The 14078-nt window shown below is 65.9% G+C and carries 13 protein-coding genes; 7 read left to right on the top strand and 6 right to left on the bottom strand.

All coding sequences use genetic code 11. From position 1 onward, the window contains the following. Positions 1–61: 61 nt before the first annotated feature. From ACLD0W_RS02410 to ACLD0W_RS02400, 3 genes are all read right to left on the bottom strand, one after another. Positions 62–964 (bottom strand): polyprenyl synthetase family protein, encoded by a 903-nt coding sequence (locus tag ACLD0W_RS02410; protein ID WP_410305913.1) that lies wholly within the window; start codon positions 962–964, stop codon positions 62–64. Beyond that, positions 954–1190 (bottom strand): exodeoxyribonuclease VII small subunit, encoded by a 237-nt coding sequence (locus ACLD0W_RS02405; protein ID WP_204430172.1) that lies wholly within the window; start codon positions 1188–1190, stop codon positions 954–956. The genes ACLD0W_RS02410 and ACLD0W_RS02405 overlap by 11 nt, the downstream gene beginning before the upstream one ends. A gap of 71 nt (positions 1191–1261) precedes the next feature. Beyond that, on the bottom strand, positions 1262–1672 hold the full coding sequence (locus ACLD0W_RS02400; protein ID WP_410305912.1) for a GFA family protein: 411 nt from the start codon (positions 1670–1672) through the stop codon (positions 1262–1264). 190 nt (positions 1673–1862) lie between these two features. Between ACLD0W_RS02400 and ACLD0W_RS02395 the strand changes: the two genes are divergently transcribed. From ACLD0W_RS02395 to ACLD0W_RS02365, 7 genes are all read left to right on the top strand, one after another. Further along, positions 1863–2807 (top strand): tRNA dihydrouridine synthase, encoded by a 945-nt coding sequence (locus tag ACLD0W_RS02395; protein WP_410305911.1) that lies wholly within the window; start codon positions 1863–1865, stop codon positions 2805–2807. 120 nt (positions 2808–2927) lie between these two features. After that, positions 2928–3185 (top strand): DUF4212 domain-containing protein, encoded by a 258-nt coding sequence (locus tag ACLD0W_RS02390; protein WP_410305910.1) that lies wholly within the window; start codon positions 2928–2930, stop codon positions 3183–3185. Between the two features lie 19 nt (positions 3186–3204). Next, positions 3205–5001, top strand: coding sequence for a sodium:solute symporter family protein (locus ACLD0W_RS02385; RefSeq protein WP_410305909.1), 1797 nt, complete (start codon positions 3205–3207; stop codon positions 4999–5001). 85 nt (positions 5002–5086) lie between these two features. After that, the gene (locus ACLD0W_RS02380; protein WP_410305908.1) at positions 5087–6910 is read left to right on the top strand and encodes a DUF294 nucleotidyltransferase-like domain-containing protein; all 1824 of its coding nucleotides are present in this window, start codon (positions 5087–5089) and stop codon (positions 6908–6910) included. Positions 6911–6928: 18 nt separating this feature from the next. Further along, entirely contained in the window at positions 6929–7534 is a 606-nt protein-coding gene (locus ACLD0W_RS02375; protein ID WP_410305907.1) for a 3'-5' exonuclease, read from the top strand. A gap of 11 nt (positions 7535–7545) precedes the next feature. Further along, the gene (locus tag ACLD0W_RS02370) at positions 7546–7767 is read left to right on the top strand and encodes a hypothetical protein (protein WP_410305906.1); all 222 of its coding nucleotides are present in this window, start codon (positions 7546–7548) and stop codon (positions 7765–7767) included. A gap of 4 nt (positions 7768–7771) precedes the next feature. Next, positions 7772–11242, top strand: coding sequence for a NahK/ErcS family hybrid sensor histidine kinase/response regulator (locus ACLD0W_RS02365; RefSeq protein WP_410305905.1), 3471 nt, complete (start codon positions 7772–7774; stop codon positions 11240–11242). Between the two features lie 9 nt (positions 11243–11251). Here the strand turns inward: ACLD0W_RS02365 and ACLD0W_RS02360 are convergent, their stop codons facing one another. The 3 genes from ACLD0W_RS02360 to ectB all read right to left on the bottom strand — a co-directional run bounded on the left by ACLD0W_RS02360 (position 11252) and on the right by ectB (position 14031). After that, positions 11252–11902: a response regulator gene (locus ACLD0W_RS02360; RefSeq protein WP_410306797.1), complete on the bottom strand. Its 651-nt coding sequence runs from the start codon at positions 11900–11902 to the stop codon at positions 11252–11254. A gap of 344 nt (positions 11903–12246) precedes the next feature. Further along, positions 12247–12645 (bottom strand): ectoine synthase, encoded by a 399-nt coding sequence (locus tag ACLD0W_RS02355; protein ID WP_410305904.1) that lies wholly within the window; start codon positions 12643–12645, stop codon positions 12247–12249. Positions 12646–12726: 81 nt separating this feature from the next. Next, positions 12727–14031, bottom strand: a complete 1305-nt coding sequence (ectB, locus tag ACLD0W_RS02350; RefSeq protein WP_410305903.1) for a diaminobutyrate--2-oxoglutarate transaminase — start codon at positions 14029–14031, stop codon at positions 12727–12729. Positions 14032–14078 lie beyond the last annotated feature (47 nt).

Here is a 14078-nt window from a genome sequence, read left to right as displayed (position 1 = left end):
CGGCGGCATGACAAGGGCGAAGTATAACGGTCACGGCCGGGGTGCGTCAGTGGCCGCGCCGTCAGTGCGTGCGTCGCACGATAAAGTCCGCCAATTGTTGCAGAGGCCGGGCGGCGGCACCGTAGCCGTCCAGGGCGGCGCGGGCCTGGTCACACAGGGCCTGGGCGCGCTGGCGGCTGGCGTCCAGGCCGAGCAGGGCCGGGAAGGTGCTTTTACCGTGTTTTTCATCGGAGCGGCTGGGCTTGCCCAATTGATCGGTGTCGGCGGTGACGTCGAGAATGTCGTCCTGAATCTGGAAGGCCAGGCCGATGGCGTCGCCGAAGGCGATCAGGGCGGCTTCCAGGTCGGCGTCGGCGCGTTCCGCCGCGTGGTAGCCGAGCAGCAGGCTGGCGGTGATCAGGCGGCCGGTCTTCAGGTAGTGCATGCGTTCCAGGGCTGCCGGGTCCTGCAGGCGGCCGTGGGCGGCCATGTCCAGCATCTGGCCGGCGGCCATGCCGGTGCCGCCGGCGGCGCGGCACAGCACCCGCACCATGGCCACCCGGGCGGCGTCGGAGTAGTCGCCGGCGCCGGCCAGCAGGTCGAAGGCCAGGGTGTGCAGGGTATCGCCGGCGAGGATCGCGGTGGCCTCGTCGAAGGCCCGGTGGCAGGTGGGTTGGCCGCGCCGCAGGTCGTCGTCGTCCATGGCCGGCAGGTCGTCATGGACCAGGGAGTAGGCGTGGATCGCCTCCACCGCCACCGCCGCCACGTCGGCCCGCTCCGGCTCGCCGCCGGCCAGCCGGCAGGCGGCGTACACCAGCATCGGGCGGATCCGCTTGCCGCCGTTCAGCGCCGCATAGCGCATCGCCTCGGCCAGCCGCGGGCTGGCGCTGGTGGCGGGGTCCGGCAGCAGGCGATGGAGCGCCGCCTGAAGCCGGACGCGGGCTTCATCGGCGAACGGCTCGAGCCGGTTCGGGTCACTGTTCATCGCGGTCTTCGAACGGCGCGGGCTCCGCGTTCGGGTCCTGGTCGAGCAGGATGCGGACCTTCTGCTCGGCGCGGGTCAGGGCCTGCTGGCATTCGCGGGTCAGCTTGACCCCTTGCTCGAAGGCCGCCAGCGATTCTTCCAGCGTCAAATCACCGGATTCCATCCGCTCCACCAGGGCTTCCAGGCTGTCCAGGGCTTCTTCCAACTGTGGGGCTTTACTGGCCATGGGTCTCTCTCTCGGAATGCGGCGCAACAGTACTGGAGCGCCGTGGGGCGGTCAATCCGGCGGCGCGCGGCTTAGTCGCCCGGGAGGCCAGGGTACTTTTTGGCGCCGATGCCGGGTTCGTACCACTCGGCCCGGTCTTCCCAGAAAATGTGGTCGTTGGGATCCAGATCCGGGGCCTGGTCCAGACCGCCGGCGGGGATCACCGCCAGGCTGCCGTCCCTTCGGGCGTGGGGCACCATGCTGCCGCACTCACCGCAGAAGGCACGGGCGAAGGTCTTCGCTTCCGGCAGGTCGAAACGTCGTACCAGCTCCTCGCCGCTAAGCCATTCCAGACTGTCCGCGGGGGCCATCAGATTGGCGGCGTGGGCGGTGCCGCTGAAGCGCCGGCAGCGGGAGCAGTGACAGAGGTGAAACTGGTGAAAAGGGCCGTGGATCCGGTAGCGCACCTTGCCGCACAGGCAGCCGCCATCGTGGGTACTCATGGGCAAATTCCTCATTCCAAAAGGGTCTAACCACGGCCTTCCGCCGGGTCACCGGGGCACCTATAGTGAAATGCCCGCCGGGTCGTCGCAAGCGGCTTCTTCCTCTGATCTCCTTATATCTATGGCGTTTCGCTTGCGGTGCCGGCGGGGCTCGCCGCTGCCCGTTTCCCCTGCTGTATACTCCGCGCCCATGAAACTGATCCTCGCCCCCATGGAGGGTCTGGCGGACTATTGGGTCCGCCAGGCGCTCACCGCCTCCGCCACCTACGACTGGTGCGTCAGCGAGTTCGTGCGCGTCAGCGGCGAAGTGCTGCCGCCGCGCGTCTTTTACCGCTGGTGCCCGGAGCTGCGTCACGGCGCCCGCACCCTGGCGGGGACGCCGGTGCATCTGCAATTGCTCGGCTCCGACCCGTCCTGCGTGGCGGACAACGCGGCGCGGGCGGTGGAGCTGGGGGCGCCGGCCATTGATCTGAACTTCGGCTGCCCGGCGAAAACCGTGAACCGCCATCGCGGCGGCGCGGTGCTGCTGGATGAACCGGAGCTGGTGCACGCGGTCACCGCCGCCGTGCGCGGTACCGTGCCCGCCACGGTGCCGGTGTCGGTGAAGATGCGGCTCGGCAACGCCGACGACCAGCGCGCCCTGGACAACGCCCGGGCGGTGCAGGACGCCGGCGCCGCCTGGCTGACCGTGCACGGGCGCACCAAGCGCCAGGGCTACCGGCCGCCGGCCTACTGGGACCGCATCGACGATATCCGCCGGGCGGTGGCCCTGCCGGTGATCGCCAATGGCGAGATCTGGACCCGCGAGGACGCCCGCCGCTGCCAGCGTGAGAGCGGCTGTGACGATCTGATGCTGGGCCGTGGCGCGGTGGCGGATCCACTGCTGTGCCGGGAAGTGCGCGGCGGTCCGCCGGCGGGCTGGGACGAGGTGCTGGCGGTGCTTTGCCGGTTCGCCGACGCCATCGTCGACACCGGCACCGACGCGCAACTGTGTGGCCGGGTCAAACAATGGCTGAGCTATTCCCGGCGCCGCTGGCCCGAAGCCGGCCCTTTGCTGGAATCGGTGAAACGGGAAACCCGCCTTGCCCCTCTGACCGCCACCCTGTACCGCGCCGCCGGCACGCTGCCGGCCTGAGCCCGCGCCGCCCCTCCCCTGGGTTCGACTAAAGTCATACTGTGGCCACCCGCGCCTTTGTTTAGTCTCTGCGGCAAGACTCGCAAGAGTTTTCCAGTCAGTACGCAGAGGGGTAGACCAATGAGAGAAGAAAATGCCCGCGCCTACTGGGCCGCCAATATCCGGTTGATTCTGAGTTACCTGGTTGTCTGGTTCGTCGTGTCCTACGGTTGCGGCATCCTGCTCGCGGACGCGCTCAACAACATTCAGTTCTTCGGTTTCAAACTGGGCTTCTGGTTCGCCCAACAAGGCTCGATCTATGTGTTCCTGGCGCTGATCGTCATGTACGCGCGCTCCATGAACAAACTGGATCGTAAATTCGACGTCCACGAAGAGTAATAAAAAGAGGACCGGAAAAATGGATGTTCAATTTCTGACCTATCTGTTTGTGGGCGGATCGTTCGCGCTGTATATCGGCATTGCGATCTGGTCCCGGGCGGGTTCCACCAAAGAGTTCTATGTGGCCGGCGGCGGTGTTTCGCCTCTGGCCAACGGCGCGGCCACCGCCGCGGACTGGATGTCGGCGGCGTCCTTTATCTCCATGGCGGGGATCATCGCCTTCTCTGGTTACGACGCCTCTGTGTATTTGATGGGGTGGACCGGCGGTTATGTGTTGCTGGCCATGTTGCTGGCGCCCTATCTGCGTAAATTCGGCAAGTTCACCGTGCCCGACTTTATCGGCGACCGTTACTATTCGAACGTGGCCCGTACCGTGGCGGTGATCTGCGTGATCTTCGTCTCGTTCACCTATGTGGCCGGCCAGATGCGTGGCGTCGGCATCGTGTTCGCGCGCTTCCTGGAAGTGGACGTGAACATCGGCGTGATCATCGGCATGGCGATCGTGTTCTTCTATGCGGTGCTGGGTGGCATGAAAGGCATCACCTACACCCAGGTGGCGCAGTACTGCGTGCTGATCTTCGCCTTCCTGGTGCCGGCGGTGTTCCTGTCCATCATGATGACCGGCCATGTGCTGCCGCAAACCGGCTTCGGCGCCACGGTGCTTGATGCCGCCGGCAACGACACCGGGGTCTATCTGCTCGACCGGCTCGACCAGATCGTTCAGGACCTGGGCTTCGGCGCCTACACCGACGGTTCCAAGAGCACTATCGATGTGTTCTTCATCACCGCCGCCCTGATGTGCGGTACCGCCGGTCTGCCCCACGTGATCGTACGGTTCTTTACCGTGCCGACGGTGCGCGATGCGCGGATCAGTGCCGGCTGGGCCCTGTTCTTTATCGCTCTGCTGTACACCACCGCGCCGGCGGTGGGTGCCTTCGCCCGTACCAACCTGATCGAAACCGTCAACAACACCGAATACCAGGAGCTGCCCGGCTGGTTCTACAACTGGGAAAACTCCGGTCTGATCGGCTGGCTGGACAAGAACAACGACGGGCGCGTGCAGATGGCCGCCGGCGACCCCTTTAAGGGCGCGCCGACCTTCGCGGGCAGCCGTGAGGAAGCCACCGGCGACGTGGGCCAGCGGGTGATCACCAACGCGCCCACCGACAACGCCTCCGAGATCTACGTGGACCGGGACATCATGGTGCTGGCGAATCCGGAGATCGGCAATCTGCCGGCCTGGGTGATCGCCCTGGTGGCCGCCGGTGGCGTGGCCGCGGCACTGTCCACGGCGGCCGGGTTGTTGCTGGTGATCTCCTCGGCGGTATCCCACGACCTGCTCAAGAAGACGCTCAAGCCGGACATCAGTGAGAAACAGGAGCTGTTGGCCGCGCGGCTGGCGGCGGTGGTGGCGATCATCATCGCCGGCTACTTCGGCATCAATCCACCGGGCTTCGTGGCGCAGGTGGTCGCCTTCGCGTTCGGCCTGGCGGCGGCCAGCTTCTTCCCGGTGATTCTCATGGGCATCTTCTACAAGCGCATGAACAAGGAAGGGGCGATCGCCGGCATGGCCGTGGGCCTGGCCTTCACCTTCTGCTACATCGTTTACTTCAAGTTCGTGTCGCCGGAGCTGAACACCGCGGACAACTGGCTGTTCGGGGTGTCGCCGGAGGGCATCGGTACCGTCGGCATGATCCTCAACTTTATCGTCGCCCTGGTGGTGTCCCGCGTGACCGCGCCGCCGCCGGAGCACATCCAGCATATCGTCGAGGACATCCGCGTACCGCGCGGCGCCGGAGCGGCCCAGGCCCACTGACGCCCGCCACGGTAAACGGAGTAAACTGAAATCGGGGTGGCGCGTGGCGCCGCCCCGATTGCCGTTTAGACACCGGTGCATCGCCATGATCGACGTGGATTTCGAGCAACTGCCGTTCTCCCTGTTGGAAGAGGACCACCGCGAGCGTCTCAAGGCGGCCATGGAAATGGCCTTCTTCGAGGCCGGCCAGGTGCTGCTCGAGGCGCGCCGGCCCGCCGATTACGTGCACGTGGTGCACAAGGGCGCGGTGCTGGAGCTGGACCCCACCCTGCCGGCGGATGCCGGTCGGCTCGGGGTCTATACCGCCGGCGACGTGTTTGGCGCGCTCAGCGTGCTGAACGGCCGCAGCCGGTACCGGTTCATTACCGAGGAAGAAACCCTCTGCTATCTGATTCCCGCCGCGCTGTTCAAAACCCTGTGTGATGAGCAGCCGGCGTTCGCTGATTATTTCCGGCAGCGGCTGGCCAGCAAGAACCGGCTGCTCGCCGAACGCCGCGAGGGCGGCGTCACCATGGCCGGGTTCATGCTCGCCAAGGTGCATCAGTGCATGCGCGAGCCGCTGGTGCTGCCCACCGGAGGGACGGTGCAGCAGGCGGTGGCGGCGCTCAACGCGCGGCAGGCGGACAGTCTGCTGGTGGAGCGCGACGGTCACGTTGGCGTGATCACCAAAACCGACCTGTTGCGCGGGCTGGTGGACGAAGGGCTGACGCCGGCCTCGCCGGCCCTGTCCCTGGCCACCTTCCGGCTGGTCAAGGTGCCGCCGGACGAATACCTGTTCGCCGCCCTGGTCAGCATGACCCGCCACGAGGTGGAGCGGGTGGTGGTCATGGAAGGGCGCAAGCCGGTGGGCGTGGTGGAGCTCACCGATGTGCTCAGCTTCTTCTCCAGCCGCTCCTACGTGGTGGGCCTGGAGGTGGAGCGCGCCGACAACCTGCCGGCGCTGTCGCTGGCCAGCGCGCGCCTGCCGGAACTGGTGCGGGCGCTGATGGCCCAGGGCGTGAAGATGCGCTTCGCCATGGACCTGCTGGCGGCGCTCAACGGCCGCATCATCAGCAAGGCTTTTCAATTCGTGGTGCCGGAGGCCCATCAGGAGCACGGCTGCCTGCTGGTGCTGGGCAGTGAAGGGCGCGGCGAGCAGATTCTCAAGACCGACCAGGACAACGCCCTGATCCTCGACGACGCCGCCGATTGGCCGGACCGCGACGAGCACATGCGCCGCTTCACGGAAACGCTGCTGACCCTGGGTTATCCCCGTTGCCCCGGCAACATCATGGTGTCCAACCCGGAGTGGGTGGGCTCGCTGTCGGACTGGCGCGGGAAGGTGTCACGCTGGGCCGGCCAGGGCGACGACGCGGCGATGATGAACCTGGCGATTCTGATCGACGCCCATCCGGTGGCCGGCCGGGTGGAATTGGTGGAGACGCTGCGCGAGACCCTGTTCCAGCGCTGCAGCGCCGACCAGATCCTGCTGTCCCGGTTTGCCCGGCCGTCGCTGAAGTTCGCCACCCCGTTGAACTGGTTCGGTGCCCTGAAAAAGCCGGACCAGGGCATCGATATCAAGAAAGGCGGCCTGTTTCCGGTGGTGCACGGGGTGCGCGCCATGAGCCTGGAACAGCGGATCCGGGACACCGGCACCCTGGCGCGGCTCGACCGGCTGGTGGACGCGGGCCAGATGGACGCGGGCTTCGCCGAGGAACTGGGCGAGGCCATGGCCCTGTTCGCGGAACTGCGGCTGCGCCAGCAACTGGCCCGGTTGGAAGGCGACGGCGGCGAGGATCCGCATTTGCCCGGCAACCAACTGTTGGTGGATCGTCTGTCCGCCCTGGAGCGGGATCTGTTGCGCGAATCCCTGCAGGTGGTCAACGAATTCAAGAAGCGCTTGTCCCGGCGCTTTCATCTGGAGTATTGAACGATCCGGAGTATCGATGTGCTGAAAAGGCTGGTACAGAAACGGCGCCACGGCAGCGGGCCCTACGGTCATCTGTTCCGGACGCCGGACGGCCAGGAGCTGATGGCCCTGGATTGCGAGACCACCGGGCTGGACCCGCGCCGGGCGGAGCTGGTGTCGGTGGCGGCGGTGCCGATCCGCGAGGGCCGGGTGCGGGCCGGGGCGGCCCTGGAGCTGCATCTGGCGCCGCCGGCCAGTCTCAGCGGGGACTCGATCCGCATCCATCGGCTGCGCGGCGTGGACCTGGCGCAGGGCCTGGACGTACACCAGGCCCTGGAGCAACTGCTGGCATTCATCGGCAACCGCCCGCTGGTAGGGTGGTGCCTGGACTTCGACCTGGCGGTGATCAATCGTTACCTGCGACCGGCGCTGGGCTTTGATCTGCCCAATCCGGTGGTGGAGCTTTCCGATCTGTACCGCAAGCGCGAACGCTACCGCAGCCCGGATGCGCTGCCGGACCTGCGCTTCGAGCGCGTGGCCGGCAAACTGGGGGTGCCGGTGATCGGCCGGCACACCGCCCGCGGCGACGCCACCACGGCGGCGCTGATGTACCTGAAACTGAACCCCGCGGTCGCCGAACAATAAGGAGAACACTCATGGCATACCTGCAAAGCGTCCTGTTGCTGCTGGGCCTGGCGCTGGTCCTCTTCGCCTACGGCCACTACATCCACCGGACCGGCGACTGGGGCGGCGTGCTGCGCTTCTGGACCCGGGGCATGACGCTCTCGGTGGCGGAGTTCAAGATCCAGCGCGCCGGCCTGTTGGTGCTGATCCTGGCGGTGGTGGTACGGTTCGGTCAGGTTCTGTTTCAGTGGTGATCCCTTGCTGAGTCTGTGGCAGCTCGGCCTGCTGGCCCTGTTGTATGTGATGGTGCTGTTCGTCATTGCCTGGTGGGGCGACCGTGCCGAACGGCGCGGCCTGCCGGTGGTGAACAACGCCTGGACCTACAGCCTGGGGCTGGGGGTGTACTGCACCTCCTGGACCTTCTACGGGGCGGTGGGGGAGGCGGCGCACAGCGGCTGGACCTACCTGCCCATTTATCTGGGTCCGATTCTCACCATGCTGCTGGGCGGGGAACTGATCTATAAGCTGGTGTCGGTGGGCAAGCAGCACCACATCACCTCCATCGCCGACTTCCTGGCGGCGCGCTACGGCAAATCCCGGCAGCTGGCGGTGCTGGTCACGGTGGTGGCGATCGTCGGCGTGCTCCCTTACATCGCCCTCCAGCTGAAGGCGGTGACCCTGTCCTTTGAACACGTGGTCGGCATCAACGCCACCCCGCCACTGGACATCGCCCTGGCGGTGTCCGCGCTGATGGCGGTGTTCACTCTGTTGTTCGGCACCCGCCATATCGACGCCACCGAGCACCAGTCCGGGCTGATGCTGGCGGTCAGCTTCGAGTCCTTTATCAAGCTGGTGGCGTTCGTGATTATCGGTCTGTTCTGCCTGTTCGTGGTGTTCAACGGGCCGCTGGATCTGTGGCGCAACATGATGGCCTCGCCGCGCATCCGCGGCACCTTCGAGCCGGCGCTGTTCTCGCAGAACTTCGTCACCGCCCTGTTGCTGTCGATGCTGGCCATTCTCTGCCTGCCGCGCCAGTTCCATGCCGGCGTGGTGGAGAACAACGACCTGCAGCATCTGCGCAAGGCGCGCTGGCTGATGCCGCTCTATCTGGGCTTGTTCGCCCTGTTCGTGCTGCCGATCGTGGCCGCCGGCCTGCTTACCCAGTCCCATGGCGGGCCGGCGGACATGTACATGCTGTCGCTGCCCATGGCGATGGGCAACAACGGCATGATGCTGCTGGCTTTTATCGGCGGCATCGCCGCCGCCACCGGCATGGTGATCATGTCGACCATGGCCCTGGCGATCATGCTCACCAACGAGGTGCTGATGCCGGCCTGGGTGCAGTATCGGATCCAGGGGGACGAGGAGCTCTCCGACCTGAGTAATCAGGTGCGTCTGCTGCGGCGGCTGAGCATCGTGGTGCTGCTGGCGCTGGCCTTTCTGTTCCACATTCTGATCGACCGCTTCGAGGGGCTGGCGCGCATCGGGCTGCTGTCGTTCGCCGCCGTGGCGCAGCTGGCGCCGGCGCTGCTGGGCGGCCTGTACTGGCGGCGCGGCCATCAGAGCGGCGCCTTTGTCGGCCTGATCCTGGGCTTCCTGGTCTGGTTCTATTGTCTGCTGCTGCCCCTGGTGCTGCCGGTGAGCTGGGTGGACTATCTGAACCAGAGCGGGCTGCTGGGCCTGGGCATCCTGCGGCCCTACGCCCTGTTCGGCATCGAGGGGCTGGAACCGCTCACCCATGGCGTGTTCTGGAGCCTGAGCCTGAACCTGCTGGCCTATGTGTCGCTCTCCCGCCGGGCCCGGCACAGCCCGCTGGACGAAACCCAGGCCACCCGTTTCGTCGACACCCCCACGGACTGGTGGCGGGAGGGCATGGGCCATCCGCTGATCACCACCGGCGAACTGCTGCAGGTGTGCGAGCGCGGGCTGGGCCACCCCCGGGCCCGGCCGCTGTTTTTCGATTACCTGCACCGGCGTCAGATTTCCGAGGATCCGTCGCTGCCCGCGCCCCTGCATCTGGTGCGCTATGTGGAGCGCCTGCTGGCCGGCGCCATGGGCGCGTCCACCGCCCGCATCGTGATGGGTTCGCTGCTCAGCAAGCAGAGCGTGCGCCGTGACGACATGGTGCGGATCATGGACGAAGCGTCGCAGCTGATACAGTTCAATCACCAGCTGTTGCGCACCACCATCGAGACCATCAGCCAGGGCATCTGCGTGGTGGACCGGGACCTGAACATCGTCGCCTGGAACCAGGCCTACGTGAACCTGTTCGACTATCCGGAGGGCTTTATCCGGCTGGGGCGGCCCATCGAGGAGGTCTACCGGCACAACGCGGAACGGGGCTTCTACGACGGCCACGACCTGGACGAGGACGTGCGCAAGCGCGTGCAGCTGTTGCGCGAGGGCAGCGCCCATCGCTTCGAGCGGGAGCTGCCCAACGGGGTGATCGTGGAGGTGCGTGGCAATCCCATGGAAGGCGGCGGTTTCGTCAGTACCTATATGGACGTTACCGAGCGCAAGCGTGACGAGATCGCCCTGCGGCAGATCAACGAGAACCTGGAGCAGATGGTCTCCGAGCGCACCCGCCGGCTGTCGGAGGTGAACAGTCAGCTGGAGCAGGCCAATGAGGGCAAGACCCGCTTCCTGGCCGCCGCCGGCCACGACCTGATGCAGCCGCTCAACGCCGCCCAGCTGTTCGCCTCGTCCCTGTCCCAGCGGCTCGGCCAGCGCGGCGATCAGTTCGGCGACGAGCGGCAGGTGCTGGGGCATATCGACAGTTCCCTGCGCGCCGCCGAGCAGATCATCTCGGCGCTGCTGGAAATCAGCCGCCTGGACACCGGCACCATGCAGGCCCATCCCTCGGTGGTGGCGGTGCGCCCCCTGATGCAACAGCTTGGCGAGGAGTTCAGCGTGCTGGCCCGGGCCGAAGGGTTGGATCTGCACACCGTCTACAGTGACCTGCGGGTGTGCACCGACGAGGCCCTGCTACGGCGGGTACTGCAGAACCTGCTGTCCAACGCGGTGCGCTACACCGAGCGCGGCCGGGTGCTGTTCGGCTGCCGGCGCCGGGGCGACACCCTGCGCATCGAGATCTGGGACACCGGCCCCGGCATCCCCGAGGACCAGCACACACGGGTCTTCCACGAATTCATGCGGCTGCCCCAGCAGGGGCGGCGGCAGGTCAAGGGGTTGGGGCTGGGCCTGGCCATCGCCGACCGCATTTGCCGCCTGCTCGGGCACCGCATCACCGTGGATTCCTGGCCCGGTCGAGGCACGGTGTTCTCCGTCTATGTGCCCCTGGCCGAGGCCGAGGCGCCGGCGGCCACCCCGGCGCCGGCCGCGCCGGCGGTGGAGGACCGCCGCGATCTGGCCGGTACCCGGGTGTTCTGCGTGGACAATGATCCGGGGCTGCTGGCCAGCCTGGAGGCATTGCTGCGCGCCCTGGGCTGCGACCCGGTCACCGCCCGCTCCCGGGAGGAGGCCCTGCGCCGGGCCGCCGGCGCCCCGGAGCCGGACCTGCTGCTGGTGGATTACCAGCTGGATGACGACGAGAACGGGTTCCAGGTGATCGAGGCGCTGGACGGGTACTGGGAAGAGGTGGTGCCGGCGGTGCTGATCACCGCCGACCGGTGCGCGCAAATCCGCGCCGAGGCCGAGGAGCGGGGCGTCGGTTTTCTACAGAAGCCGGTCAGCGAGGAGGCCATTCTGCGCGTGCTGCGGGGGCTGTAGCCCCCGGGGTCATTCCAGGCCGGGCGGCTCGATGGCCAGGTCCTTGAGCGCCAGTACCGCCTGGGTGCGGTTGCGCACGCCCAGCTTGCGGAAAATGGCGGTCATGTGCGCCTTCACGGTGGCCTCGGACACGTCCAGTTCGTAGGCGATCACCTTGTTCTGCATGCCTTCCATCAGCATACCCATGACACGGAACTGTTGCGGCGTGAGCTGGGTGATGCGCTCGCGCATGCCGGCGAACTCCCCCGGGTCCGGCGGGGCGTGGCGGCGGGCGTAGTCCGGCACCCAGCGTTCGCCGCCGATAATCCGGGACAGGGCCCGGGTCATGGCGTCCACCGAGGCGGATTTGGGGATGAAACCATCGGCGCCGAACTGCAAGGAGCGCTGCACCACTTCCACCGCCTCATTGGCGGAGATCACCACCACCGGCACCTTGCGGTACAGCTCGCGCAGATAGATCAGCCCGGAAAAGCCATGGGTACCGGGCATGTGCAGGTCGAGCAGAATCAGCTCAAAGGGCACCTGGTCCTCGCCCAGTTTTTCCAGGGCGGCCAGGGAGTCCGCCTCGACGATGTCGGCCCGTTGGAAGCTCATATCCACGGCCTGGCGCAGGGCGGCGCGAAAAAGAGGATGGTCGTCGGCGATCAGTATTTTCATTATTGGGGCCTGTGACTCGTTATCCCGGCAGTATACACGGCCAGGACCCGGTTGCCGTGCCCCCGGTCGGCGTCCGGCAAAGCGTGGCGCCCGGGAAAAAACGGCTCAAAAAAAGAGGAGGGCCCCTCCCGTAGGAGGGGCACCGTGGAAACTCTCCAGAGCCATAAATTGTCGGTGCAAGGCTGGATTCACCGGCGCGTGGCGGTTTCCCCGACCGCCGCGAAGTGGTTGTACTATGGCGAAAATTCAGGGGGGCCTGAATTAGACCTTGGTCGATTCCCGTGGCCCATAAAAAAAGCGGAGCCAGAGGCTCCGCTTCGGGTGTTCGCACCGGGCGAATCCTGGGATCAGTCCAGGTCGGCGGGGTAGACACCGTTTTCGTCGTGCACTTCCTTACCGCTCAGCGGCGGGGTGAAGGCGCAGGCCACCACCATGTCCTCGTTCTCGCCACCATAGAGATAGTGCTCGTCGTGCTGGTCGAGCAGATAGATGGTGCCGGGGGTCAGTTCGTGGACGTCACCGGTTTCGATCATCTCAATCTTGCCTTTGCCGGAAATCACGTACACGGATTCCCAGTGGTTGGCGTATTTGATGTGGGTCTTGGTGCCCTTGAAGATGGTGGTGATGTTGAAGGAGTGGCCCATGCCATCTTCCTTCAGGGACAGGCGCACGGACTGCCAATTGCCGTTCTCGGCGACCACTCGACGTTCCGTTTTTTCAGCTTCCGCCAGGGTACGAACAATCATCGGGACCTCCAAAGGATTGGAATAAAGGAAAAGGGGAGATAAACCGGCCGCCGGGAAGGCGGCCGGGGTCGGCGTTTTGAATCAGCCCGCCAGGCTGGAGACGGAGTGCGCGTCGCCGCGTTTGATCCGGTCTTTCATGACTTCGGCCACGCTTTCCTTGAGGATGTCCATGGCTTCGTTCAGCTCGTCCTCGGACACGGTCAGCGGGCACAGGGTCTTGATCACCTGGTCGTCGGCGCCGGAGGTCTCGATCACCAGCTTGCGACGGAAGGCCGCCTTGGTGATTTCCTCGGCGAGCTGGCCGTCACGACACACCAGGCCCTGCATCATGCCGCGGCCGTTCAGGTAGAACCAGTGATCCTCGTAGGCGCCGGCGATGTCGCGGAAGCGCTCGGTGATCAGGTCGCCTTTCTTCTGCACTTCCTTGGCGAAGGTGTCGTCGCTCCAGAAGTGGGCCAGTGCCTTGGCGGCGGTGGCGAAGGCCAGGTTATGGCCCCGGAAGGTACCGTTGTGCTCGCCCGGTTTCCACAGGTCCAGCTCCGGTTTGAGCAGTACCACGGCGAACGGCAGGCCATAGCCGCTGAGCGACTTGGACAGGGTGATGATGTCCGGCTTGATGCCCACGTTGTCGAAGCTGAAGAAGGTACCGGTACGACCGCAGCCGGCCTGGATGTCGTCCAGGATCAGCAGCATGTCGTGCTTGCGGCAGACCCGCTCCAGGTTACGCAGCCACTCGAAGCTGGCCGCGTTGATGCCGCCCTCGCCCTGCACCGTTTCCACGATCACCGCGGCGGGATGGTCGACGCCGCTGGAGGAGTCGCACAGCACCTTGTCCAGGTACTCGGTGGTGTCGAAGGCATCGCCCAGGTAGCCGTCGTAGGGCATCACGCTGACGCCGCCCATGGTCACGCCGGCCACGCCACGGTGGTGGCTGTTACCGGTGGCGGACAGGGCGCCCAGGCTGACGCCGTGGAAGCCGTTGGTGAAGCTGATGATGTTCTCGCGGCCCTTGATGTTACGGGCGATCTTCAGCGCCGCTTCCACGGCGTTGGTGCCGGTGGGGCCGGTGAACTGCACCACGTGGTCCATTTCACGGGGTTTGAGAATGTACTCGTCCAGGGCTTCCAGGAAGTCACGCTTGGCGACGGTGTGCATGTCCAGGCCGTGCACGATCTTGTCGTTCTGGATGTACTCCAGCAGCACTTCCTTAAGCACCGGGTTGTTGTGCCCGTAGTTCAGGGTGCCGGCGCCGGCCAGAAAGTCCAGGTAGCGGGTACCGGCCTCGTCGTACAGATAGCTGCCCTGGGCCTTGTCGAAGACCACCGGGAAGCTGCGTGCGTAACTCTGTACCTCGGATTCGATATTCTCAAAAATTTCCGTATCCATGGTCTACCTCTCTATCGCTGTCTGGTCAGATTCAATCAATTCAGATT

This window comes from Alloalcanivorax sp. C16-1 (assembly GCF_046507805.1).
GTDB lineage: Bacteria > Pseudomonadota > Gammaproteobacteria > Pseudomonadales > Alcanivoracaceae > Alloalcanivorax.
The sequence above is the reverse complement of the archived record's forward strand: the minus strand, read 5'-3'. Positions and strand labels throughout refer to the sequence as shown.

What these genes read in the sequence shown, in the direction of transcription:
- ACLD0W_RS02400 (WP_410305912.1), bottom strand. Translation starts at nt 1,672, where the DNA reads ATGAGTACCCACGATGGCGGCTGCCTGTGCGGCAAGGTGCGCTACCGG.
- ACLD0W_RS02390 (WP_410305910.1), top strand. Translation starts at nt 2,928, where the DNA reads ATGAGAGAAGAAAATGCCCGCGCCTACTGGGCCGCCAATATCCGGTTG.
- ACLD0W_RS02355 (WP_410305904.1), bottom strand. Translation starts at nt 12,645, where the DNA reads ATGATTGTTCGTACCCTGGCGGAAGCTGAAAAAACGGAACGTCGAGTG.
- ACLD0W_RS02410 (WP_410305913.1), bottom strand. Translation starts at nt 964, where the DNA reads ATGAACAGTGACCCGAACCGGCTCGAGCCGTTCGCCGATGAAGCCCGC.
- ACLD0W_RS02370 (WP_410305906.1), top strand. Translation starts at nt 7,546, where the DNA reads ATGGCATACCTGCAAAGCGTCCTGTTGCTGCTGGGCCTGGCGCTGGTC.
- ACLD0W_RS02385 (WP_410305909.1), top strand. Translation starts at nt 3,205, where the DNA reads ATGGATGTTCAATTTCTGACCTATCTGTTTGTGGGCGGATCGTTCGCG.
- ectB (WP_410305903.1), bottom strand. Translation starts at nt 14,031, where the DNA reads ATGGATACGGAAATTTTTGAGAATATCGAATCCGAGGTACAGAGTTAC.
- ACLD0W_RS02405 (WP_204430172.1), bottom strand. Translation starts at nt 1,190, where the DNA reads ATGGCCAGTAAAGCCCCACAGTTGGAAGAAGCCCTGGACAGCCTGGAA.
- ACLD0W_RS02380 (WP_410305908.1), top strand. Translation starts at nt 5,087, where the DNA reads ATGATCGACGTGGATTTCGAGCAACTGCCGTTCTCCCTGTTGGAAGAG.
- ACLD0W_RS02395 (WP_410305911.1), top strand. Translation starts at nt 1,863, where the DNA reads ATGAAACTGATCCTCGCCCCCATGGAGGGTCTGGCGGACTATTGGGTC.